The sequence below is a fragment of the Metallumcola ferriviriculae genome (assembly GCF_035573695.1).
In the GTDB taxonomy this organism is placed as follows: domain Bacteria; phylum Bacillota; class JADQBR01; order JADQBR01; family JADQBR01; genus Metallumcola; species Metallumcola ferriviriculae.
The window spans coordinates 692,305-716,187 of sequence record NZ_CP121694.1 but is presented as its reverse complement, the minus strand read 5'-3'; the positions used below and the strand labels follow the sequence as shown (position 1 = coordinate 716,187).

The following is a 23,883-nucleotide window of genomic DNA, read 5'->3' as shown; positions in this document are numbered from 1 at the left end:
TTGTTTTACTATATAATCCTTTTTAATATGTAGCTTTTTTGAGCCAAAATTAGATGACTTCATGGGACATATCTTTAAATCCCTCACCCAACGCCTCATTGACATTGGTGACAATAACAAATGCCTTGGGGTCAACAGCCTGCACCATTCCCTTTATTTTGGCAACCTCAGTGCGGCTGAGAACCACCAGAATGACATCCCTGTCCTTACCGGTATAGAGACCGCGGCCATGTAAAGCAGTTGCCCCCCGATCTAACTTGGTAATAATGACCCGCCCCAATTCTTCCGATTTATCAGAGATAATTAATGCAGCTTTGACATATCCCAACCCCTCCTGCACCAAGTCAATCATCTTGGTGGTAGCAAACAAGGCAATTAATGCATAGAGGGCCAATTCCACATCAAAAACAATCCCTGCCAAAATTACCACCATGGCATCAATCAGCAGTAACCCCTTACCAACGCTGACTTTTATGTACTTGTGAATTAACTGTGCCGCCAAATCAGTACCGCCGGTAGTAGCGCCAAACTTAAATACCAAACCTAAGCCCAAACCGGTACTGATGCCGCCGTAAATCGCTGCCAGCAGCGGGTCGGAAGTCAGAGGAGTAAATAATGGGTTGAGTCCATCGGTAAAAACAGACAACATTACCGTGCCGAAAAGGGTCTTGATACCAAAACGCACACCCAACTGCCGCAGGCTGATCAGAAATAAAGGTATATTAATAACCAGCATGGTAAGGCCCACCGGCAGGTTCAGCACATAAAAAATGACGGTGGCAAGACCGCTGACACCACCAGCAGCAATCTTATTTGGAATTAAAAATAATATCAGCCCAAGAGCAGTAATAAGAGCGCCCAGGGTAATTCCCAACATGTTAATTAAACCTTTTAATCTCATAAAACAGACCTCACCAATTATTTAAAGCTCTATTCTTCTATAATTTGCCGACAAACTCCTGCCCCAATCACGTTTTTTCACTAAGTTTCTACAATTATTGCCCCGGTAGGGCAGACCTCAAGACAGTCACCACAACCGTCACAACCATCCGTGAGACGGTAATGCGGGATTCCCATTGAGCTGCCCTCAGCTGCCGAATTCCCTTTTCCGGTATAATCGCTGCCATAACCATCGTCTACAGCACCGTTGGGGCATACTACAGTACAGCTGCCGCAGGCTATACAATCAGATGTGATTTCATAAGCCATACCAGAATACCTCCATACACCAGTGTATGGTTTATTTATCCCTCCAAATATGGCTTACTATACCAACACTAATGAATGCCGGTTCCCTCTGAAACTAAGATTACCCTGCCTTGATACTGTCTCATTTTCGAAAAATATGCCTCTACGGGCATGCTGCTTAGCGGCATAATAAATGCAATGCGGCTAAGCAGCCGCTGCTGCATGGCAGGAGCAAGCTCTTTACCATTAAAAGATACTCTTTCCGGCTTATATTTCAGTTTGCCGTCTTCTAAAGTCAAGGCACCGCGGACGCCGATATTAACTTCCCTGCCTACCAGCGTAACCTTGCCAGAAAGCAACGCTTCTTTCGCCTTAATTTCTATAGTAGGCTCGCCGATTAACGGTACATTCACCTGCCGTAAATATCGGTTTATACCTTCTTCTTTTAATTCTACTTCTAAGCGGCGGGAACGGGCACTAAAAAACAACTTTTTGTCTAACAATAGTTTACGCAAATCCAAGCGAGCCTGCTCCAATTCTAAATCAACTGAAGCAGCCTGAATTGAGCCAAAATCAACCTCCTCAGCGTGAAGCCGCACCCTATCCATCCTGCCGGCTAAGACTTTAACGCCGGGCCGAGCGACCACCTCCACCCTGGCTTGGCTCAGATTAGGATAAGTGCCCACCATAGCATTCTTAATCCCCCACTCCGCCGCATCCGGAAGCAGAAACTGCCCGACAGCCAAGAATGCTACCAGCAGCAGCACCAACCGCCATCTTAATTTCATGATCCATTCCCCCGGTACAAAACTATACACCGCCTTAATTCAGGCGGTGCTTAGAACAAATTCATTACCTTGACTGCTGTCTGAGAAAGGCAAAGATAAGTTTATCCAACTTACCATCCATTACTGCATCCACATTTCCCACTTCAACATTAGTACGATGGTCTTTTACCATCGAGTACGGATGAAATACATAGGAACGTATCTGGCTGCCCCAGGCAATTTCCTTCTGCTGGCCCCTTATCGCTGCCATTTCTTCCTCCTGCTGCCGCATCTTCTGTTCAAAAAGCTTGGCCCTCAAAATACGCATCGCGGTAAGTCGATTAGCATGCTGGGACCGTTCCTTCTGGCACTGAACCACAATGCCCGAAGGCTGGTGCGTAATTCGTACGGCAGAGTCTGTTTTATTGACGTGCTGACCACCGGCGCCGCCGGAACGATAGGTATCAATTTTCAAATCACTCTCGTCAATATCAATCTCGTCATCCTGCTCCACTTCCGGTGTAACATCTACAGACGCAAATGAAGTATGCCTTCTGCCGGAAGTATCAAAAGGAGAGATGCGCACCAAGCGGTGGACGCCCCGTTCCGCCCTTATATAACCATAAGCATTAATCCCTTTGACTATAAAAGTGGCACTCTTGATACCAGCTTCATCTCCGGGCATCAGATCGATGACCTCCACCTGATAACCGCTTATCTCAGCCCAACGCTGATACATGCGAAAGAGCATCTCAACCCAGTCCTGAGATTCAGTACCGCCGGCACCGGGGTGAAGTGAGACAATGGCATTATTTTTATCATATGGGCCGGAGAGAAGCACGGCCATTTCCACCTGCTCCAGCTTAATTTTTAATTCCTGCACTGCCCGGGTACTCTCCCGAGCCAGATCTTCATCCTCTTGGCCAAGTTCAAGCAGCACTTCCAATTCCTCCACCTTGTAAGCAAGCTTACTGTAGGTTTCGAGCTCCTCTTTTACCGCAGCCACTTCACGGGTCATTTTTGGGGCCTGCTCAGCATCATCCCAAAAATTAGGTTTGGCCATTGCCGCCTCTAACTCTTTCAGCCGCTCTTGGTTTCCCGCTACGTCAAAGAGAAACCCTCAGTTCCTCAATTCTTTTGCTTAGCTTTTCCAGTTCCGTTTTGAGCTCTGCTAACATGCTCACCCTCCTTAATTTCTACCGCAGCACTTTTTATATTTTTTACCGCTGCCACAAGGACAAGGGTCGTTGCGGCCAACCTTATTTTCATTCCTTACCGGACGCATCTCCTGGTCCTCGGAGTATCTATTTTCTACCACATTCTGTCGTTCCTCCGGTCTTTCCACCACTTTCACCCGATACACGTAACGCACCACATCATCCTGAATGCTGGCAATCATATCATTAAACATTTCGTAGCCCTCTTTTTTATAGGCAACTAATGGGTCCTGCTGACCCACTGCCCTCAGACCGATACCCTGACGCAATTGGTCCATGGCATCCAAATGATCCATCCACTTAGCGTCTACAACCTTAAGAATTACCATTCGTTCCAGTTCGCGCATCGTCTCGGCGCTTAGTTCCTCTTCCCGCTGCTCATAAAGAGCCAGGGCCCTTTCCTTGAACATCTCGCGAACATCTTCTTTATCCATATTTTTCATCTGGTCTTCCGTCAAGTCATGTCCAGGTAAAAACAGCTGTTCCACATAATCGAGCATACTCTTCAAATCCCAGTTTTCCGGGAAATTGCTCTCTGCTCCATACAAATCAACTGTGCCGTCAATTACTGTTTCAATCATACCTATTACAGTTTCTTTCAGATTATTACCCATCAGCACCTTGAGACGCTGGTCATAAATAACTTCCCGCTGCTGATTCATTACATCATCATATTCAAGCACATGTTTACGAATATCGAAGTTTCTGGCTTCCACTTTTTTCTGGGCTGATTCAATAGACCGGGATATCAGAGGATGGTCAATAGGTGTTGAATCATCCATTCCCAGTTTATCCATAATGCCGGAAATATTATCAGACCCAAACAACCGCATCAAATCATCTTCAAGAGAAACATAGAAGCGGCTGGAACCCGGGTCACCCTGACGCCCGGAACGACCCCGCAGCTGATTATCAATGCGGCGACTTTCATGCCTTTCAGTACCGATAATATGCAGACCGCCGGCAGCTAATACCTTTTCCCGTTCCACTTTAGCAGTTTCCTTTTTCTTTTCAATCAGCGCCGCCATTTCATCCGGCTCCGCACCTTCCGGCAGTTCCTGTTGAGCCAAAAACTCCGCATTACCTCCCAGCACAATGTCAGTACCCCTGCCGGCCATATTGGTAGCAATGGTTACCGAACCGAACCTACCCGCCTGGGCCACAATTTCCGCCTCTTTTTCATGATGCTTAGCGTTAAGAACATTGTGCGGAACACCTCTTTGTTTCAACAGCTTACTAAGATGTTCTGAAAACTCAATAGAAATGGTACCTACCAATACCGGCTGCCCTATTTCATGTTTTTCTGCAATTTCTTCCACTGCTGCGTTAAATTTGCCCTGTTCGGTACGATAGACCAGATCAGATAAATCCTCACGAATCATCGGCTCGTTGGTGGGCATCACCACAACATCAAGACCGTAAATTTTCCTAAATTCCTGTTCCTCTGTTTCAGCGGTACCGGTCATACCCGCCAGCTTATTATACATTCGGAAAAAGTTCTGGAAGGTAATGGTTGCCAGAGTCTGAGATTCCCGCTCAATCTTGACGCCTTCCTTAGCTTCAATCGATTGGTGCAGCCCTTCGCTGAACCGTCGTCCAAACATCAAACGACCGGTAAATTCATCTACAATTACTACCTGACCATCCTTAACCACATAGTCACGGTCACGTTTCATCATTACATGGGCTCTTAAGGCCTGATTGACGTGATGGCTCAATTCCATATGCTTATCGTCATAGAGGTTCTCAACGCCCAGCATCTGCTCAACCTTCGCCACCCCTTCTTCGGTGAGGGTGACTACATTGGCCTTTTCGTCCATGGTGTAATGTTCTTCTTTTTTCAACCGGGGAATAATCTTGGTAACGGTATAATAAAGGTCTGTTGCCTTATCTGACTGACCGGAAATAATTAATGGTGTCCGTGCCTCATCAATGAGGATACTGTCCACCTCGTCAATAATGGCATAGTTCAAATCGCCCTGAACCAATTGATCACCATACATGGCCATATTATCCCGCAGGTAATCGAAACCAAATTCATTATTGGTACCGTATACCACATCACAGGCATAGGCCTCCCGCCGCTGCTCATGGTCTAAACCATGTACTATCAGACCGACAGTTAGACCCAAATATTTATACAGCTGACCCATCCATTCGCTGTCCCGGCTGGCAAGATAATCATTTACAGTAACAACGTGCACACTGCCCGCCAGCGCATTAAGATAGACTGGTAAAGTAGCGACTAGGGTTTTACCCTCACCAGTCTTCATCTCGGCAATCCTGCCCTGGTGCAGCACCATACCACCCATCAATTGGACATCAAAGTGCCGCATCCCCAATACTCTTTGGGACGCTTGACGCACCACTGCGAAGGCCTCGGGCAGAAGGTCGTCCAACGTTTCGCCTTCTTCAAGCCGGCTGCGAAATTCAGCCGTCTTATCCTTTAGCTCATCTTCAGTCAAAGCAAGCATGTCCTCTTCCAGGTCATTAATCTGATTGACCATTTTAGAAAGCTTCTTTATAACTTTCGCGTTTTCATCTAGTAGGCTGCGAAGCATCTTCAGCATTGATCAAGCTCCTCCCACAATAATTAAATAAGGAATCCAACCCGGATCCCCCATATAAAAATTCTTATCAAGTTATTTTATCACTTATAATTCCTTCCTTCAACTCCTGCCGCCCTTTACTGAGACAACCTTATAATAAGAAGAAATATTTGCCATAATACTGCTAATTAATACAATAATACCTAGGTCCATGACAATATCACCGATGCTGTACCATCCCCCCGAACCTGTTAGGGGGTTTTTTACTTTTATTATATCTGCCAATATGGGTAACCTAGTAGCCCCGGTCAACAAACCGTGAATGCCGTCACTTACCGTTTGCAAATTGTAGCTGAATTCTTGGGACATCCCCGCCGTACCAACCGGCATAATTCCGTTATTAGCTGCTATCACCACAAAATTTAGCATTATGCCAAGGCCAATAAGTCTAATGCCCCACGGCTGGAAATTCACCCAAACAAAATAAAACAGCAGCAGATATGATAACATGTGCACTGCATAATGGAGTGAGCCCACGCCAAGCGGCAGGCGTCCAAGGCCAAATTGAAGCAGAAACGCAATCAATACTGCCCAGCCCCGCTTAATTGATAGATTTTTCAAGTTACTTAACCTACCACCACGAATGTATCCCACCACAAGTCCTATTACTGCTGCTTCAATAAACATTGCCGACATCACCTTCCACCATGTCGTCATCTTTTATATCTTCCTTACTTTCGCCACTTTCATCCATATCGTTAATTTCTTCGGCTATTTCATCCTGCTCCGCCAACAGCGATGTATCCTGCCGCGTTTTTTCCTGTATTACCTCTACAAGGTCAGGATAGACAGTTCTAAATGCCTCCACAACCTGCGGGTCAAATTGGCTGCCGGAGCCGGATACGATCTCATCGTATGCCTGCTGCGGTGTCATCGCATTCCTGTATGGGCGGTCGGAACTCATGGCATCAAACGCATCCGCCACAGCTATTATCCGAGCCCCAAGTGGTGTCTCCTTTCCCACAAGTCCTGACGGATAGCCTCTGCCGTCCCACCGCTCGTGGTGGTGCTTAATCGTCTCGTGGCCATCTTTTAAGAACGTTATCCCCTTGACGATCTGTGCCCCGACCTCGGAATGTTTCTTCATCATAGCAAATTCATCGTCATCCAAGCGACCGGGTTTATTTAGAATACTTTCGTTTACCCCCACCTTACCGGTGTCGTGCAGCAGTGCCAAGGATTTTATTATTTCGATTCGATCATCGGGCAAACCCAGCTGCCCGGCTAATGCGATACTATAACGGGCCACCCGGTCCGAATGCCCCCTGGTATAGCGGTCCTTCGCGTCGATGGTATTTGCTAAGCTTTCGACAGTCTCCATGTATGCCCGACGCATGTCTATGTATAGCTGAAATGAACGGCGGGCAATCAATAATGGTACCAAAAAAAGCAGTACCCCTGTCACCCCGGTAACCTTATAAACCATAGAAATCAAAAAACCCAGCGGGATTAATGCAACTATATTGGATATTTCCCATCGATGGTTGGTTTTCCAAATGCGCATAAACGTAACATTGGTAACCAAACTAACCACAATTATGACGAAAAATAAGTTTAATATTGAACAAAACAGCATTACTGCTATTAAACTTAAAATATATGCGGCTCCTCTTTCAGGGACTATCATCAGTATTTGATGTAACAAAATGCTTGAGACCGCGATTGTAATGACTGTTTGGGCAATATTAAAAGAAGTTTTTACAATATTTTGATCCTCGTCAAAGATCATCGCCACACCAAAGGCCGCGCTGGTAATTACAGTGGCCTCAAACGGTGTAAAAAGGATAATATTGGCAAACCAAATAGCCAAACCAACTGAGACTTTTGTCCCATGAGGCAATTTTACCGGCAATAATTCTGCGATTAGCGTTGCGATAAAAAAAACAAAAAGATCAACCAAGCTTGTGTTGACCGCAGGTTCTACATAGTAATATAGCAGCGGGACTATTCCAACTGCTGATATAATCATGCCAATTATGTATGCTCTTGCTTTCAATGGAATTTCTGACATGAACGCCACTTCCAAATATGTTTTTTGGACCGACAGTAAAACTACTTACCAACGATGGCTGGCGCCACCGGCCAAAATTAATGTAGCCAGTGTTGTAAAAATCGCAATCAGTCTTGCCATTAGAAATACCCCCTTCACGGTACATCTCTACAGCCCCGCTAATGGCTGCAGGAATACCGCTCCGCTCATGGGTATTTCCGCTCCGCTAACTAATCCCGTAAAACAAACTGTCGGCCCAAATTTTTAGCATTGTTAGTTTAATCATGCGACTGATAACTACTCAGCCAAACGCAGCAAACGACGGTTTACTGCGTCCAGCGCCGCTTTACAGGCCGCTTCCCTGGCGTTACCCCGGGCATACGCGGACCCAAGCAGGTTATCTTCTCCGGCGGACGTTACCGCCGTTACCGATACGGATACCAGTTGTGACATTTCCACAGGCATTACCATAACTTGGTCAACCGCAAATCTAATGTCTGCACTTATCGCCTGCTCTAGGGCTACCAATGTCGCCTGCGCTGCTAAACGCAGAACATTCTTCTCGGACTTCGCCCCTTCCACTTCTGCTGTAAAGGTTTCTTCTTCATGTTTGATGGATACCCTTACAACTGCCGTGATATTCGCACTTTCCACATTGACGTTAGTCAATTTTGGCCGAATAAACGACTGCTTTCCCTGGGACACCTGAGCAATGCTTATTTTTTTATGGTCAACGTTGATGCCCCCACGTACCTGTAACACGGTTTCAATATCCCGAACCAACTGCTTCGGGTTACGTCCCTTGCTTGACAGCACGTGAACTTCGGATATCTCCTCTTCAGCCCAAATAATTCTGCTGGACAAGACACCGTCCACTTGATTAATTACGTCTTCCATTTCGGCTACTAGGTTTTCGTTTAAACTTTTTTCAATCGCCATTGCATCTACTCCCCGTTAACCGTCTGATTTCATTCTCCATTCGACACCGATTCCATAATTTCCTGTAATAACCATAATTTTAAGTAAATAAAAAAAGTGCCGCAATATTCGCGGCACCTGTAAATTCTAAAATTCTGGTTCTATTAAGCCGTAATTACCATCTTTACGTTGGTAAACCACATTGACCTGCTCGGTTTCCGCATTAGAGAAAACGAAGAAATTATGTCCCAACAAGTTCATCTGCATGATAGCTTCATCCACCGGCATTGGTTTGATGGCAAATCGTTTGGTGCGCAGTACCTGAGGCTCCTCTTCTTCATCAGCGCCGTTTCCCTGACTCTGGGCGACAAGCTCCCGTAGACCGTTAAGGCGGGTCTTTTTAGCCAGCTTGGTCTTATATTTCTTAATTTGTTTTTCCAGTTTTTCAATTACCGCATCGACTGAGCCATACATATCCCCTGACTCTTCTTCCCCCCGGATAATTATGCCCTTAACCGGTATTGTCACCTCTACCCGGTGCCGATCCTTTTCTACCGATAGGGTTACCTGAGCTTCTTCCAACTCGTCCAAATACTTCTCCAGTTTGCCCACTCGTTTTTCTACGTGTTGGCGCAGGGCATTGGTGACATTTACCTGCTTGCCTCGAACAATGATATTCACAAAAACTCAACCCCTTTCCGCGCTTTAACTATATTATTCATTAAAATATCTATAATTCCTGCCCATTATTCTTTCACGGTTGGATTTATCTATAAATTTTTTAGTAAAACGAAAAACCCCCGGAAACCGGGGGTCGATGTTGCTAACTATTTAAAATACAAATCTATATTAAGATTTATAATTTGACCACGTTAGCAGCTTGAGGTCCTCTAGGGCCTTCAACGATTTCAAATTCTACCTCTTCGCCTTCGTTCAGGCTCTTGAAACCTTCGTCCTGAATAGCGGAGAAGTGTACGAATACATCGTCACCATCTTCTCTCTCAATAAATCCAAAGCCCTTTTTTGCATCGAACCACTTAACTTTGCCTTGCATTAAAACATTCCTCCTAAAATTAAACTATCTTCAGGGTCATTTATTGCCCAAAAGCAATGCAATTATACTATATTTAACCCAGCAGTGTCAAACCTTTCTGTAATTTGTTGCATTATAAAGAAAAGACCTCAGCCGCCATACAATCCCTATAGTCTTACATCATTACCGGTATTAAATCTCTTTTCCGTCCAGTTAACCAATAATGAAATAGTACGGGTCATAATTAAGTAAAGGACTGCAACGGTGATCCACACCTCTGTGGGACGGGGTTTAGCCCCGATAATCAACCGCCCGGTGGTCATCAGTTCCTCCACGGAAATTGCAAAAACAAGCGATGAGTCCTTCAGTAAGGCAATAAATTCGTTACCCAAAGGCGGGATACTAATTTTAAATGCCTGGGGCAGAATAACGTAACGCATGGATTGTCCCCATGTCATTCCCAATGAACGTGCAGCTTCCGTCTGACCTTTGTTTACCGCCTGGATTCCGGCGCGGAATATTTCCGCAATATAGGCACCGCTGTTAACACCCAGTGCCGCTATACCAGAAATAAACTTTACGGGTGTATAGCCAAAGACCAATGGCAGAGCGAAATGAATAATCATTATCTGCACCAGCAGCGGCGTACCCCGAAAGAAATCTACATACCCCTTGGCCACCCACTTTAACGGCAAGGCGCTGGATAAACGAAAAAGGCTGATAACCAGACCGATAAAAATGCCAATAAATATACCAATTATAGTCAGTTCCATGGAAAGTACGGAGCCGTATAGCAGCCTTGGCAGTATGTCAACCACAAAGTCCCATTTAAAATCCATAAGTGCTATTTCTCCTCCTCAAAAAAATAAGTGCGCCTGCATTATACGCAGTACGCACTTATTATATCTTGAATGTTACCCACTGTCTAGAATAACAGTTTATTCGCCAAAGTACTTATTATAGATTTCGTCATATTTGCCGTTCTCCTTGATCGTACTCAGAGCGGCATTGATTTTTTCCAATAACTCTGTGTTACCCTGCTTGACAGCGATGCCATAATATTCTTTGTCAAAATCGTCGGTCACCGTCTTTAAATTGGCTTCAGGGTTAGTCTTGATGTAATTCAGCACTACCGGGCTGTCTGCCACAACCGCAGCAAGTTCGCCGGTAGCTAAAGCCATCATCGCATCAGGGGTAGTTGGGTACTTTTGGATATCCCCATCCTTCATGCCATCCAATTCTTCCAGTGCGTATTGACCGGTAGTATTGGCCTGAACGCCTACTTTCTTGCCTACCAGGTCTTCCAGCCCGGCAATGGTGGAACCATCCGGAAGGGCAATGATCTGCATAGCCTCAAAATAAGGATCAGAGAAATCTACTTCTTCTTCTCTTTCCTCAGTAATGGTCATAGCGGAAATAACTGCCTCAATTGAACCATTGTTCAAAGAAGGATAAAGAGCATCCCAGGCAACATGATTATGCTCTAACTCCGCACCCATTTCTTTAACAATTGCCTGAATTATTTCAGCATCGAAACCCAGGATTTCGCCGTCTTCCTGCCATTCAAAAGGAGCATAGGCAGCTTCAGTGCCCACTATAACCTTGTCCCCTTCTGCAGCCTTCTCGCCGCCGCATCCCGCAGCAAATACTATCAAACCTAAAGCCAACATGGCCAACAATACTAACTTAGTATACTTTTTCATATGAAGACCCCCTTCAAAAATAATTTATTGACAAATAATATTTTGCCTGAAATTATGTCCCATCCTAATTTCCTTTACCAATTTAAAGCGTCACCCCCCCAAAAGCTAGGTTTTATTATACACCGTGGTGAATGATTATTCAAGACAATCTTCCTTCAAATTCTTCCAGGATTATACTGGGAAATTACCCCAACCAAAGTTAGTTTTATGTCATTTTTCCGGCAATCGTGTCCGCCTAGGCCAGCAAATAGATGTCGAAAACAGGTTTCTCCATCCTTTTATGTGGAATAAAATCCTGTGGACAATGTGGATAACCCTGTTAATAAGCCCTGTTATCAGCTTTTTTCTTGTGGATAAAAATGTGGACATGAGAATTTTGTCATATTCCCATGAACTTATGCTGGCCCAATGTCGAAATCGCTCTCTTCTTTAGATGCAGTAATACCCGCAGCAACACTAACCACATTTATTTCCTTCGCTCCGGCAAAAGTTAACATTTTAGCGCATTCTGAGATGGTACTGCCAGTGGTAATAATATCATCCACCAGCAAAATATTCTTATCTTTAACCGCCCCCGATGAAGCCACGCGAAAAACGCCAGATACATTGGCCATTCTTTGTTCTTTAGCAAGTTTTGTTTGAGACGGGTTATCTTTCACCTTAAGCAGGATACTGTCAGCCAAAGGCACTTTTAAGTAATGCGCCAATTCCCTGGCCAACAAATTGGCCTGATTGTAGTTCCTGCTCTGTTGTTTGCGCCAGTACATTGGTACGGGAATAATCAGATCTACCCTGTGCTGGGTCAAGTAAGATTGCAGTGTTTCCGCCATCAGATACGCAAAGCCAGCGGCTATACTTCGCTGGCCGCGGTATTTAAAGCGCTGCAGAGTTTCTTTTAGCTCACCCCGATAAGGACCCAATGTTCGAACGGCTAAAAAAACGGGTGCCGCTTCTCCACAATCTACACATAATTTCCCATGCAAAATAAAACGCCCGCACAATGTGCACTTTTCGTATCCCGCACGCAGATACGCCAGATTTCGCCGGCAAATACTGCAGACCGGTTCTTTTTCGCGTATTTTACGCCCACATAGAGTACAGTAACCGTCATGCCCATATACCAGGTCCAATAAAACTTTCCATAAATCCTGCCAAGTCACCGGACTACCCCCTCTCACCAGTGCTGCGGTACAAATCTTCCCGTAAATACCCTAACTGATAAGCCTCCTGATTCATGTTTTTAACCCACTCCACAGCAGTTTTCATACTCGGTGTAGTCCTTGCTCCGACAAACCATACACGCCCAAAAGGGTTTTCCGCGGACCGCCCGGCACGACCGGCCATCTGAACTAAGGTACCGGTATCAAATATCCGGTCCTTTTCCGCAAACAAAACCACTACATTTGTGCGCGGAACCGTAATACCCCTCTCCATAATGGTAGTGGAAACAAAAATAGGAAAATCGCCCCGAGAAAACCGTTTTCTTTTCTCCTCCCGCAGCGGATCTTTAGAATGACTATACTGCACCCATTCGCCGGCGAAGTCGTTAAATGGCGGCTTACCCACCAACTGCTGCAGGGTTTCTCCTACTCTTTGGGCCAAAAAAACCGACGGCACAAACACAAATAACTGAGCCAAGTCACCCTCCACCGTCAGATGGATTAGTTCTAATACCGCCTGAGGTAGCACCACCTGCCCATCATTATCTGAGTGTAAAGCCTTCTCCACCAAAATTTCCGGCTCAGGGAGTGGATAACCGTGATAGCGAGCTGGTATGCGTACTAGTTTTACTTCTCCGGTATTGACTCTTCGCATTAGATCAGAGGTTGGGGTGGCTGTCAGATAAATAGTTTTTCCTGTCTCTCTGGTTGCCCGCTGAACCGCATGATGTAGTACGGCAGCACCCTGATAGGGATAAGCATCCACCTCATCCAATATCACCAGGTCAAAACGGCGGTAAAATCGAATAGTTTGATGGGTTGTAGCGAAGGTCAGCGGCGAATCGGTATATTTCTCCCTAATGCCCCCGTGCAGAAGCGCAGGCTGAATACCGGGAAATGCTTTCTTGAAACGAGGCAGCAGTTCCGTGACCACGCCCTTGCGCGGCGAAACATAAAGCACTTTACCACCATTATTCAGTGCCTCGGCCACTGCCCAAAAACTGACCTCTGTCTTACCGGCACCGCACACCGCCCACACCAGGCAGTATCTTTCCTTATCATTTCGTACAAAGGTCTTTAACGCCGAAGCCGTGTCCTTTTGGGCCCGGGAGAGGGAAAAATCCAAGCGTACGGAAATCGCCTCACCCTGCACACCACGGCATCCAGCCCTTTTACCATAGAGAGGTTTACATAATCTTGATTCTCCGGTGGAAAGACAACCCTCACAATAATAACAATGATATTCCCCACAGCTGAAACACTGGGTTTGACGAATATTATCACTCTGCCCGCAGCGCTGACAGCGTAAATGTTCCCCTTCCCAAGTAATACCCGGAATAAAGTCAATATCCCCCTGCAGAAAGAGACACTGCAGCACTGTTTCTAGGTCTGCCTGCAGACGAATTTTTCTTTCCAATAACACCTGCTCTATTTCTTCCAGAAAAAGAAGCCTGCCGTCTAACACCTGGCGCAAACTATCTAAGTCCATGTCTTCAGGCAGTGAGCAATCAGCAACTTCCGCTCCAGCAATTTCTTCCCGTCGTGACAGAATATCTACCTGAAGTTTATCTCCTAATTTCCGCAATTTTTTGTAGATACTTTCCACTACTTCTTCAATCGGGTGCCGCCATTCATATTTCAACCACATTTTTACCGCCTGTTTAACCAGCGGTCTGTGATTGGCCAAGGCTTGATTAATATATGGTTGTCCCAAGCGCTGGCGCTCATTAGCAACTTGACCCAGAAGAAAATCTGCCAAGCCGATCGGTATGGCTTGGGATAGGATCTGCATCTGCCTGTATCCTTTTTGTTGTAAGAACTTTAAATCTAACATGGGGTCATGGCTGATTCCCACCCGATAAGCTGCGTCGCTCCAGGCTATGTACAGGAAACACTTCAAGCTAGACATATTATTGCCCCCGGCAATTTATACTTTTGCACTTTTGTTCTACAACTGTCTCCCTTTTCCTCCTGACAAAAAACGACCATATTCTCGCGGAAAAGCGGGGGCTTGGCTCGGCAACGTGCCTCGCAAACAAAAAAAGCGGCGTTAAGCCGCTAATCAGTCTCACAACACATTTAATTAAGTTAGGAAACGCAGCAGTTTTATCGTGATTGCTGCTTATCGTCGATATCTTTAAATAAAACTACCCGGTTACGCCCCATTTTCTTGGCGCAATACATCGCCTTATCAGCGTTACTAATAAGAACACTGGGGTCCGCAGCCTCCTCAGGAAAGATTGTAATTCCCTGGCTCACCGTTCCCCGCAGTTCCTCACCATCCAATTCATAAAAAACTTCCCCGGCGACAGTTTCTCGGATTCTTTCGGCAACCATATGAGCACCTTTGCTACCCGTATTAGGCAGTAAAATGGCAAATTCTTCACCGCCGTAGCGTACCACCACATCATTGTCCCGCACCAAGCTGCGAATAATCTCCGCAATACGAACCAACACCTTATTCCCCACCAAGTGACCCCAACCATCGTTGACCTTTTTAAAATGGTCTATATCAAGCATTATCAAAGCGATGGGATGGGTATTTTTTTGCCGGATCATCCGTTCCAAGCAGTTTTGGAAATATCGGTAATTATATAGTAACGTAAGGTCATCAGTAACTGCCAGGTGTTCCATTTCGTCATTCATATCTTCTACTATTTCCGTATAAGCTTTCAGTTGTGAATGTGAAGAGCTGAGCTCCTCATAGGCGAGCTTCAGCTTCCGGGCCATTCTTTCATTCTCCCACCGCTGTTTCTTTTCTTCACCAATGACAAATCCCAGCACTACGGCCACCAAAAATAGAGTAAGCGAATGAGCAGCCAAATAATAACCGCTATACAGTATCTGCCATTCAAAACCATAAATGCTTAATACAATTACCAATATCGCTGTAGCAAGACTTTCCCACAACCCCCCATAGACACAGGCGATCAAAACGGGCAGGTAATAAAATCCCGGATAAAAGACGCTGGCCGCTCCACCGGTAAACTCAATAAACACAAAGGACAATACCACATTTAACCCGACGGTAATAAGCTTCTTCCACCAAGTAAATCTATTCTGAAAAAAATAGAACGGTATAAATATCCAGTCAAAAATAAATACAAAGGCGACTAAAAAGAAAAGCGGGCGCATATTTGTTTGTATGGTTTTGAGCATCAAAAGCAAGAACAGGTACGGAATACCCGCAAAAGCGATTATATACCACAGTTTTTTTTCCGTAGATCGAAACATCGAAGGCCACCGCTTCCACTTTACCCAGCTAAATTCTTTGGCTTTAAAACCCTTGAATCGCCTGTATATTTCGCCTTTATTATAACTAATTCCTGCTAAACTGGGTTTTTCGTTGTAAATTTCTGTTAGCTGATATCTTTTTAGACAATTTAAGAGCCACATGCGGTAAATCAGCAGTATCCATCTGTTTCAAATCAAGAATACAAATTGCTCGACCACGGCATTGTGTGATCACCTCATCCCAACCCGCGCCGTCCCTTCTTTCCACCACAATAAATTCTCGGTTACTTTTGCTCAGCCGCCGGATTATGTCAACCGTAGCATCTGCAGATCCTAAATCCATTACATAAAGGTCAGCAATCTGAAGATCTTCCCGATAAATGGCCACTAATTGGCGCAGCAAGCCCTCTACTGCCTTTTCCTGGTCTTTTACCATCAGTACCCAACTAACAGTAGTATCCTTATTTTCGAGACTCTTACGATAAAGCCAGTGATTAAAACGCTTCGCCAGCATAATCATACCGTATACAGCTAAAAAAGCGATTGTTAAATCTGCTATCCGCTCCATCAAAATCCCCCCAGCGTTTTTGTGACATATCATATGCACTTAACGCCAAAACGGGAATAATAGTTCCCCATTTCAAGAAATAATAATGTGAGAAGGAGGTTTTTAACATGAGCAAACAAGATAACTGCTGCCATCGCTGCGGCCAGAATTTTCAACTTATGGAAAGCTTCCCACCGGAATATGCCCCGGTAAAAATGAAAGGTGGCATGGAATTATGCCCGGAATGTTATAGAAACCTCAATGAGGAGGAACTACGAAACTATCTTGATTAAATGTCAAACATTCAATATCCGACGCAAATATTACTTAACCCGCCGTCAATCCGGCGGGTTATCTGTTACATCAACATTATTTACTTTGCTGTCATCAACAAGGTCCAGAAATAAATTCCCTTGGCAGTCCAGCCCGGCATAGACAACTTGATTGAGATCCTGTACCCCTCGCTGCCTGAGCTGATCCTTCAGCCAATCCATATCCAAATTATCCTGACTTAAATTTTGATAAATGACCTCACCATCTATTATCAGTTCCAAATCAATACCTTCATAATCAGTTGATAGCTGTAAATCCTCCGGTGTGACCGGCCGTTTTTGAGATTTAGCCAATACGCTTAATTCTCCGTTGGGCTCCATGATAGCATATTCCACATCGTTAATGTTAAAATACCCCTTACTACGCAGCTGCATCTGCAATTCATCCACGTTATAGTGCATAACCGCCATCTTATCCTCCAGCAGCTTACCGTTTTGAATCACCACCACCGGTTCACCTTCAATAATCTTTCGGGCCGGGCGATTTTTCAGCGTTATTACCTGCATCAGGTACGTCAACAGGGAAAAAATAGTCAAACCAATGAAATGGGTAATAGTACGCTGATTCACATCCGTGGCTATGGTGGCCGCAATACTGCCAAATGTAATACCGGTAACATATTCAAAAAAGGTCAGTTGACTGACCAACTGCTTACCTAAAATACGGGCATAAATGAAAATTGCGGAAAATGCCAATAAAGTCTGCACAAATACTTCGAAAGCCTGCATATATGTCAACTCCTCTTTAAACAAATAGCAAATAATTCAACGGCGTAAAAACTTATAGCTTTTCTTGTTTAGAGAGATGGTAAAGTAAAATAGTACCAAAAAATATAAACAGCAAAGTAAGAATTACCTCCAGCAATAAGCTCATTTCATTATGCCTCCTCTTACCCTATCATTTACTTTTGGGCGAAAGAATATGTCCCCATTAGCTATCGGCGCGTTTTGGGGCTGTTAAATACAGTTGATAAAAGAACATGGCCTTGGCCCAGAAAAGTTATGCCTTTCTCTTTACTCGTAAATTTACTGCTTAAAAATTCCGAAACTGGGAGTTGGGTTAAGCCATCCCTTTAGCTTGCCAAACTTTACAAGTTTATCAAAGGTATCTATCTCATCTATCAGCAGGTCCTTAAAAAGAGTTGCTATCCTATCATTGGTTGTCGCTTGTTTTAGTGCTTTGGCATGAACTGACAAAGCACCGGTTACACCGGAAAAAATACTCCGAAATAAGGTGTCGTCATTCTCAAATTGGGTGTTACCCTGAGCCATAACACTAGCAGGCTTAACAGGAGCTGGGATACAGAAATTTTCAAGCTCTTTTTCCAGCTTCCTTGCCTGTTTAATCAGCATCCGCTGACCCACCTTTAACATCGCTTTGAAATCACCATCATTTGCGAGAGCCAAAAATATTTCCGTCAATTGTATATTATCGTAACGATAGGTAAGATGACTCCACAAGCTAGCTGCTTCACCGGCATCAAGCTTTGAACCAGAGTTCGTTGGCACAAGGGGGTAAATAGGGGGTATACCTAACCATCCTTTAACTTTTAAATATTTGACAATTAAGCTAATTCGATCAATGTCTATTTTCGCCTGTTTGATATAGAGGGCCCGCAGTTCGTCATTAGTGGTAGAACTTACAATAGCGGTCAAAAGCATTTCAATAAATTCCTGCATTAGAGTAAACATATCAAAGGCAATAAGTTGGTCCCGGATTATATCTGAATTTATTTTCGTGCGTACCGCAAAGGTATGAGAGTCCGGCCCTTTGAGCCCGTATTTCTCTAAATTTTGTTCCAAAATTTTAGTGAATTCTTTCGTTGAACTAATATATAAATCAAGATAACGCAGAAGTTCTTTGTCATGCACGAAGTTCCCCCAAACTCCCACCCTTTCTAATGCTGCATATTTAGACTTGGTAACATCCCAGAGATGGAACGCTTCCGCTGCATTTAACAATGCATTCTTTTTTTCTTTGTTACCCGTCAAAATCGGAAACATTATGAGAACTCCTTTGCCTAGCTATAATCTAATTATTTGTTAGATTTCTTGTTAGTATGTATTTTAAAAATATAATGCAAGTTTTATACTGATAAATTCAGCTTTTAAATTCAAAAGAGAGAAACATTATAAATAATGCTTCTCTCACAAATTTTTTCTTGCTTACAACCTTCTTAAACTCCTTCTGGATTTCCGAGCAGCTTTTTCGCCGGCAAAATTCCCCACCATTATTGCTGCCTTTTAAGTGGTACCGCTTTAAATATATATTTTTATTTAATACGTACCAACATGGCTGCCGCCTGGGCCCGGGTAACCTTATCCCGGGGCATCAATTTATTGTTTATCGGTTCCAGTAAGTTCAGCTGCAGGCTAATGGCCATCCCCGCATTTGCATAGGGTTCAAGCTCACCGGCATCTTTATACTTCTTTAAGATTTGCCGATCCACTAGCGGTGCCTTGTTAAGCAGCTGCAGTGCCTTAGCCGCTATAGCAGCTGCCTGCTGACGGTTAATGGCTTCCTCTGGTTTAAATTCCACGCTGTTGTAGCCCTTAATAATTCCCGTAGAATATGCTTTTTTTAACGCCGGATAAAACCAATCCGTGCTGTATACATCCATGAAAGTAAACTGGGTTTCTTTTCCTTTGATATCTAGTGCCTTCACCAGCATGACGATAAACTCCGCCCGAGTTACCGGTCTGTCAGGTTCAAACTCCGTCTCGGTAACTCCCGCCACCAGTCCACTAGCAGCGGCCTGCTCGATTTCCTGCTGCAAAGGGTGTCCCTTAATATCAGCAAATGTCACCGCTGGCTCCGCCTGTTCTTCGGGCCGCGCCTCGTCTTTTGCCGGCTGCTGCTCGTTTAACCTATCACTGCCGGCTGCTCCCTCAGTCACTGAACTATCCGGTGCAGCGACATCCAAGCCCGCTTTTTCCCCTGCAGCATCAGTGGTGGTTTGTTCCTCTAAGGCCTGCGGCACAGTTTGTTCCTCTACGGTGCTTGGTATCACTTGTTCCCCTGCGTCATTCTCCCTTTTGGCACCACCCGCTTCCGCACCAATTGGCTCAGGCTGCCTCTGAACTTTCTCTTCCTCTTGCTGCAGCGGCTCAACTTCTGTCAATACAGTTTCTTGTCTATAATTCGCGCCAATATTTATTTCTGCCATCACCCCACGCCGAAATACCGCCTCGGTAGCGGTACGGCGGCCGTTAACGTAAAATTCCAAAATATCGCCATTATTCAACGCCCGGTTGCTGACAGTCAAACAACGTCCCTTTGAACGGACATTACCGATGGTACCGGTGCGCCACAAAGCATAAATTGCCAATAACCGGTCCTGCCCTTTTTGTTTCACCATAACCACAGTTCCCGGCGGAGCAGGTGATTCGGTGCCATCCGCTTCCACAGCCACCGTTCCGTAAAAATATTGGGACGGCGGTGGAAACAGATCTGCAGCAAAAGCACACCCCGTTAATAATAACCACAATACCGGCAGCATCAACAACACTGCATATTTCCTCACCCCGTCAGCCCTCCTTCCTTGGTAGGCCCCAAAATCATCTTTACCCCCACCACCCTTTCTCAACAAACTCTCACTACCACTAATTTATGGCCCAGGTCAGGCGTTAATGACAGGGAAATTTGATTATATCCTTTTTAGGTCATAAAAAAACACCTTAAAAAGGTGCGTTATCAGCTTCATTTACTATATGTGCGTGTTCAAAAAGACCATCGTAGCAGGAGCAAGAAGTTCAAGGCGCGAAGGCTTTGAGACGCGGAGCGTACTGGTGGCGTACGTGAGCAGTCTCAAAGACTGAGCAACGCAGAAATTCGCCGCTCACCTGCGATGGACTTTTTGAACATCCTCTATATGTATTTTATTTTTCTAATCCGCCACCTATACCCGCCTTGATTTTTTTAACCAACACCAGGCGGTTGCTATTATCTTGTCTAAATCGTTAAACTCCGGCACCCAACCCAAGTCGCATTTTATTTTTTCCCAACCAGCCACCAGCACGGCCGGATCTCCCGTCCTAGGCGCACAAATTTTATAGGGAATATTAGAGCCGGTTACTCTTTCAACCGCTTTTAGCACCTGCAGCACGGAATAGCCGGTACCGCAGCCCAAATTATATACCGAAAACTTCTTCTTAGGAGTTTCCAATGCTTCCAGCGCTAAAGCATGTGCCCGGGCCAGATCAGTAACATGAACATAGTCCCGTATGCAGGTTCCGTCGGGAGTATTGTAACCATCACCAAAAATTGAAAACTCAGAGCGGTCCCCTTTTAGCACTCGTTGTAATAATAAGGGAATAAGGTGGGTTTCGGGATTATGGTTCTCACCTATTTGACCTTCCGGGTCAGCACCGGCAGCGTTAAAGTACCTTAAAGAAACACTTGCCAATCCATAACTTCCGGCATAGCGCTCCAACACCTTTTCAAAAATTAATTTGGTTTCACCGTAAGTATTAGTAGGCGAAGTGGGATGTTTCTCTGTTATCGGTAACTTAAGTGGTTCCCCGTACACCGCCGCTGAAGAAGAAAATACAAACTTTTTAACATTATATCTGCGCATGACCTTAAGAAGGTTCAATCCATTGACCACATTATTATAATAATATTCCTGAGGCGCGGCCATAGATTCGGCCACCAGGCTGTAACCTGCAAAATGAATAACCGCATTAACCTTAGCTTTGCTAAAAACCTCACTCAATGAAGTCTCATCTGCTAAGTCCGCCTTAACCAAAGTGCCGCCAACTATTGCACTTTCGCAGCCATTTTCCATATTATCATAAATAATTATATCGTATCCCTGCTGTAACAAGGCCTTTGCCACATGACTACCGATATAACCGGCGCCCCCGGTAACTAATACCTTTGACATATCCTCACCCTAGTAAGCATTTTTATTAATAAACCCAGCATAAAAAGTCATGATGAATATTTTCCATTCCAAAGTCCAAGTCCAGTTTTCTACATAGTAAAGGTCACATTTTATTCGCTCTGCAATGGAAGTATCCCCTCGCCAGCCGTTGACCTGGGCCCACCCGGTAATACCCGGCCGCACATGATGCTTCACCATATACTTGGGTATCTTTTCCTTAAATTGTTCCACAAAATGCGGTCTTTCCGGTCTTGGCCCAATGATACTCATATCACCCTTAAGTACATTGAAAAACTGCAGCAGTTCATCCAAACTGGTTTTCCGCAAAAAAGAACCAAACTTGGTTTTGCGGCTATCCCCCTTGGTGGTCCAGTTCTGGTCTTCCTGTTTCTTTTTCTGAACCCTCATAGTTCTGAACTTATACATGGTAAAAGGTTTTCTATGCAGCCCCACTCTTTCCTGTCTAAAAATTACCGGCCCGGGAGAGGTCACCTTGATACCCAACGCTATCATCAGCAGTAAAGGACTGCAGATAATAAGCACAACTAGGGATATGCTTATGTCAATAGCACGCTTAAGAACCATATTAGCGATATCATCCAAGGGGACATGCCTAACATTTAGCAGTGGAATATCGGCAAACTCCACAACCTTGGGACGTGCCGGTATATAATCGAAATAATCCGGAATAATTAACATCTTCAAGCCAATTTTTTCACAGGTATTGATAATTCCCTGCAGCCTGTCGTAAGCGTTTAGAGGTAAAGCCACTATTGCTTCATCCACTAGATGGCTTTCAGTAACTCTTTCAATATCATTTAATTGGCCAATTACTCTTACGTCATCAATGTCCTGCCCCTGTTTTTTCTCATCGTCATCCAGGAACCCGATTACTTCATAGCCAAATTCCTTGTTCTGGCGGATCTTAGTAAGCATGGTTTTCCCCAAATTCCCGGCACCTAAGATTAACAGGAACTTTTTGTTATATCCTTGTTTACGCATCGAGCGTAAAAAAGCTCTGCCAATATACCTAACACCGGCACTAAGCAGCGTGTTTAACATTACAAACAGCAGCAGCACAAAACGCGAATAATGAACTTCCTTAAATACAAATAGAAAGCTCATAACAAACAGCAGTGCCAAAAGGTTACTCTTTATAACTGATAATAATTCCTTAAAAAACCTAGTTCCCCTCTGAGAGGTATAAAGTTCAAACAAATAATTAATCACAATAAAAACCGGTATAAAAATTAAGAGTCCCTGGGCATACTCGGCGGCACTTAAGTGGTCAACCTTAAGAAAAAGCCCACTTGTAAATTTAAACCAATAAGCAATAAATAAAGAAATTCCTATTATAATGATATCCGTCAGAATAAGTATTCTATTAAGTATCTTCTGATACTCCCGTATCACTTGGTCCTCCCCCTTTGAAACCAAGTACAAGCAGTTTTAATAGTGACACTAAGTAGCTGGCACCAATTCCAAGGTAAACTAACCACATTATCAAAACATTGTATCTCTCGGAGTAATGTTTTTTAAAATATAAAACCATTGCTCGATGAAATTCATAGGTAGTTTTTAGCTTCCGCTTAGAACTACTGGCACGTTTATAGTGAATTATTTTTGCTTCCGGATAATAGACAATATACCATCCTGCATCTTTGATTCGATAACACCAGTCAATGTCCTCTCCGTACATGAAAAACTGCTCGTCCAACATCCCCACTTTTTCGATTACTTCCCTGCGAACAAGCATACATGCTCCCACTAAACAGTCTATCAAATGTTCCATATCATTGTTTAAATACGTTAGATTATAGCTGCCAAACAACCTTGAATTTGGAAAAAGCTTATCTAAGCCTACCGTTTTAAATAGTGAGTTTAATGGTGTTGGAAAGCCGCGCTTACACGCTTTGTCTAAGTTGCCATCAGCCATTTCAATTTTCGGCCCGATAGCGCCGACTTGTTTATGCTTAGACAAATAATCCATTAACTTATCTATAGCACCTGGCAAAATAACCGTATCCGGATTTAGCAGTAAAATATATTTTCCTTTAGCCTTACGTATAGCTTGATTATTGGCTTTGGCATAACCCACGTTCTCCTTATTTTGAATCAGGTCTACTTCAGGAAAATCTCGTAATACCATCTCTTGACTGCCATCGGTCGAATGGTTGTCTACCACTTGCACTTCGTAAGAAATATGGCTTATTCCCCGTGGTATGCTTTTGAGAGCCTGGTAAAGCAGGTTTTTAACGTTATAGTTGACAATAATAATAGTTAAGTCCATTGTAGCCCT

The 23,883-nt window shown here is 44.3% G+C and carries 24 protein-coding genes; 2 read left to right on the top strand and 22 right to left on the bottom strand.

Annotation, left to right across the window (positions count from 1 at the left end):
• Positions 1-49: 49 nt before the first annotated feature.
• The 7 genes from MFMK1_RS03650 to MFMK1_RS03620 all read right to left on the bottom strand — a co-directional run bounded on the left by MFMK1_RS03650 (position 50) and on the right by MFMK1_RS03620 (position 7,792).
• Positions 50-901 (bottom strand): YitT family protein, encoded by an 852-nt coding sequence (locus MFMK1_RS03650; protein WP_366923810.1) that lies wholly within the window; start codon positions 899-901, stop codon positions 50-52.
• An 80-nt stretch (positions 902-981) separates the two neighbouring features.
• Positions 982-1,209, bottom strand: a complete 228-nt coding sequence (locus MFMK1_RS03645) for a DUF362 domain-containing protein (protein WP_366923809.1) — start codon at positions 1,207-1,209, stop codon at positions 982-984.
• Between the two features lie 68 nt (positions 1,210-1,277).
• On the bottom strand, positions 1,278-1,976 hold the full coding sequence (locus MFMK1_RS03640; protein ID WP_366923808.1) for an LmeA family phospholipid-binding protein: 699 nt from the start codon (positions 1,974-1,976) through the stop codon (positions 1,278-1,280).
• Between the two features lie 64 nt (positions 1,977-2,040).
• Positions 2,041-3,133 (bottom strand): peptide chain release factor 2 gene (prfB, locus tag MFMK1_RS03635; protein WP_366923807.1). Its coding sequence is split into 2 segments (ribosomal slippage): positions 2,041-3,063 and positions 3,065-3,133, totalling 1,092 coding nucleotides; the frame shifts between segments, so codons are not numbered across the junction.
• 11 nt (positions 3,134-3,144) lie between these two features.
• Positions 3,145-5,742 (bottom strand): preprotein translocase subunit SecA, encoded by a 2,598-nt coding sequence (secA, locus tag MFMK1_RS03630; protein ID WP_366923806.1) that lies wholly within the window; start codon positions 5,740-5,742, stop codon positions 3,145-3,147.
• A 99-nt stretch (positions 5,743-5,841) separates the two neighbouring features.
• The gene (locus tag MFMK1_RS03625) at positions 5,842-6,438 is read right to left on the bottom strand and encodes a DUF5317 domain-containing protein (protein ID WP_366923805.1); all 597 of its coding nucleotides are present in this window, start codon (positions 6,436-6,438) and stop codon (positions 5,842-5,844) included.
• Positions 6,398-7,792 carry an HD-GYP domain-containing protein gene (locus MFMK1_RS03620; RefSeq protein WP_366923804.1) on the bottom strand — a complete coding sequence of 465 codons (1,395 nt, stop codon included), beginning with the start codon at positions 7,790-7,792 and terminating at the stop codon, positions 6,398-6,400. Before MFMK1_RS03620 ends, MFMK1_RS03625 begins: the two co-directional genes overlap by 41 nt.
• Between MFMK1_RS03620 and MFMK1_RS03615 the strand changes: the two genes are divergently transcribed.
• A complete protein-coding gene (locus tag MFMK1_RS03615) occupies positions 7,791-8,039 on the top strand; it encodes a hypothetical protein (protein WP_366923803.1) in 249 nt (82 codons plus the stop codon). The two genes, MFMK1_RS03620 and MFMK1_RS03615, sit on opposite strands and share 2 nt — an antisense overlap.
• 29 nt (positions 8,040-8,068) lie before the next feature.
• On the opposite strand, the gene MFMK1_RS03610 is transcribed toward MFMK1_RS03615, so the two are convergent.
• From MFMK1_RS03610 to MFMK1_RS03570, 9 genes are all read right to left on the bottom strand, one after another.
• On the bottom strand, positions 8,069-8,710 hold the full coding sequence (locus MFMK1_RS03610; RefSeq protein WP_366923802.1) for a hypothetical protein: 642 nt from the start codon (positions 8,708-8,710) through the stop codon (positions 8,069-8,071).
• A 126-nt stretch (positions 8,711-8,836) separates the two neighbouring features.
• On the bottom strand, positions 8,837-9,370 hold the full coding sequence (gene hpf, locus MFMK1_RS03605) for a ribosome hibernation-promoting factor, HPF/YfiA family (protein ID WP_366923801.1): 534 nt from the start codon (positions 9,368-9,370) through the stop codon (positions 8,837-8,839).
• Between the two features lie 175 nt (positions 9,371-9,545).
• Entirely contained in the window at positions 9,546-9,743 is a 198-nt protein-coding gene (locus MFMK1_RS03600; protein WP_366923800.1) for a cold shock domain-containing protein, read from the bottom strand.
• Positions 9,744-9,889: 146 nt separating this feature from the next.
• Entirely contained in the window at positions 9,890-10,561 is a 672-nt protein-coding gene (locus MFMK1_RS03595; protein WP_366923799.1) for an amino acid ABC transporter permease, read from the bottom strand.
• Between the two features lie 99 nt (positions 10,562-10,660).
• Positions 10,661-11,425, bottom strand: coding sequence for a basic amino acid ABC transporter substrate-binding protein (locus MFMK1_RS03590; protein ID WP_366923798.1), 765 nt, complete (start codon positions 11,423-11,425; stop codon positions 10,661-10,663).
• Positions 11,426-11,820: 395 nt separating this feature from the next.
• Positions 11,821-12,585, bottom strand: coding sequence for a ComFC family protein (locus tag MFMK1_RS03585; RefSeq protein ID WP_366923797.1), 765 nt, complete (start codon positions 12,583-12,585; stop codon positions 11,821-11,823).
• Between the two features lie 4 nt (positions 12,586-12,589).
• Positions 12,590-14,494, bottom strand: a complete 1,905-nt coding sequence (locus MFMK1_RS03580; RefSeq protein ID WP_366923796.1) for a DEAD/DEAH box helicase — start codon at positions 14,492-14,494, stop codon at positions 12,590-12,592.
• A gap of 197 nt (positions 14,495-14,691) precedes the next feature.
• A complete protein-coding gene (locus tag MFMK1_RS03575) occupies positions 14,692-15,819 on the bottom strand; it encodes a diguanylate cyclase (protein ID WP_366923795.1) in 1,128 nt (375 codons plus the stop codon).
• 85 nt (positions 15,820-15,904) lie between these two features.
• Positions 15,905-16,387, bottom strand: a complete 483-nt coding sequence (locus tag MFMK1_RS03570; RefSeq protein WP_366923794.1) for a glycosyltransferase family protein — start codon at positions 16,385-16,387, stop codon at positions 15,905-15,907.
• 107 nt (positions 16,388-16,494) lie between these two features.
• On the opposite strand from MFMK1_RS03570, the gene MFMK1_RS03565 reads away from it, so the two are divergent.
• On the top strand, positions 16,495-16,659 hold the full coding sequence (locus MFMK1_RS03565) for a hypothetical protein (protein ID WP_366923793.1): 165 nt from the start codon (positions 16,495-16,497) through the stop codon (positions 16,657-16,659).
• A gap of 45 nt (positions 16,660-16,704) precedes the next feature.
• On the opposite strand, the gene MFMK1_RS03560 is transcribed toward MFMK1_RS03565, so the two are convergent.
• The 6 genes from MFMK1_RS03560 to MFMK1_RS03535 all read right to left on the bottom strand — a co-directional run bounded on the left by MFMK1_RS03560 (position 16,705) and on the right by MFMK1_RS03535 (position 23,874).
• Complete coding sequence (locus MFMK1_RS03560) at positions 16,705-17,427, bottom strand: YetF domain-containing protein (RefSeq protein ID WP_366923792.1); 723 nt, start codon at positions 17,425-17,427, stop codon at positions 16,705-16,707.
• 297 nt (positions 17,428-17,724) lie between these two features.
• The gene (locus tag MFMK1_RS03555; RefSeq protein WP_366923791.1) at positions 17,725-18,702 is read right to left on the bottom strand and encodes a DUF3231 family protein; all 978 of its coding nucleotides are present in this window, start codon (positions 18,700-18,702) and stop codon (positions 17,725-17,727) included.
• Between the two features lie 269 nt (positions 18,703-18,971).
• Entirely contained in the window at positions 18,972-20,222 is a 1,251-nt protein-coding gene (locus MFMK1_RS03550) for an S-layer homology domain-containing protein (protein WP_366923790.1), read from the bottom strand.
• Positions 20,223-20,597: 375 nt separating this feature from the next.
• Positions 20,598-21,584: a UDP-glucose 4-epimerase GalE gene (gene galE / locus MFMK1_RS03545; RefSeq protein WP_366923789.1), complete on the bottom strand. Its 987-nt coding sequence runs from the start codon at positions 21,582-21,584 to the stop codon at positions 20,598-20,600.
• A gap of 9 nt (positions 21,585-21,593) precedes the next feature.
• Positions 21,594-22,997, bottom strand: coding sequence for an undecaprenyl-phosphate glucose phosphotransferase (locus tag MFMK1_RS03540; protein WP_366923788.1), 1,404 nt, complete (start codon positions 22,995-22,997; stop codon positions 21,594-21,596).
• Positions 22,969-23,874 carry a glycosyltransferase family 2 protein gene (locus MFMK1_RS03535; RefSeq protein WP_366923787.1) on the bottom strand — a complete coding sequence of 302 codons (906 nt, stop codon included), beginning with the start codon at positions 23,872-23,874 and terminating at the stop codon, positions 22,969-22,971. Before MFMK1_RS03535 ends, MFMK1_RS03540 begins: the two co-directional genes overlap by 29 nt.
• Positions 23,875-23,883: the final 9 nt, after the last annotated feature.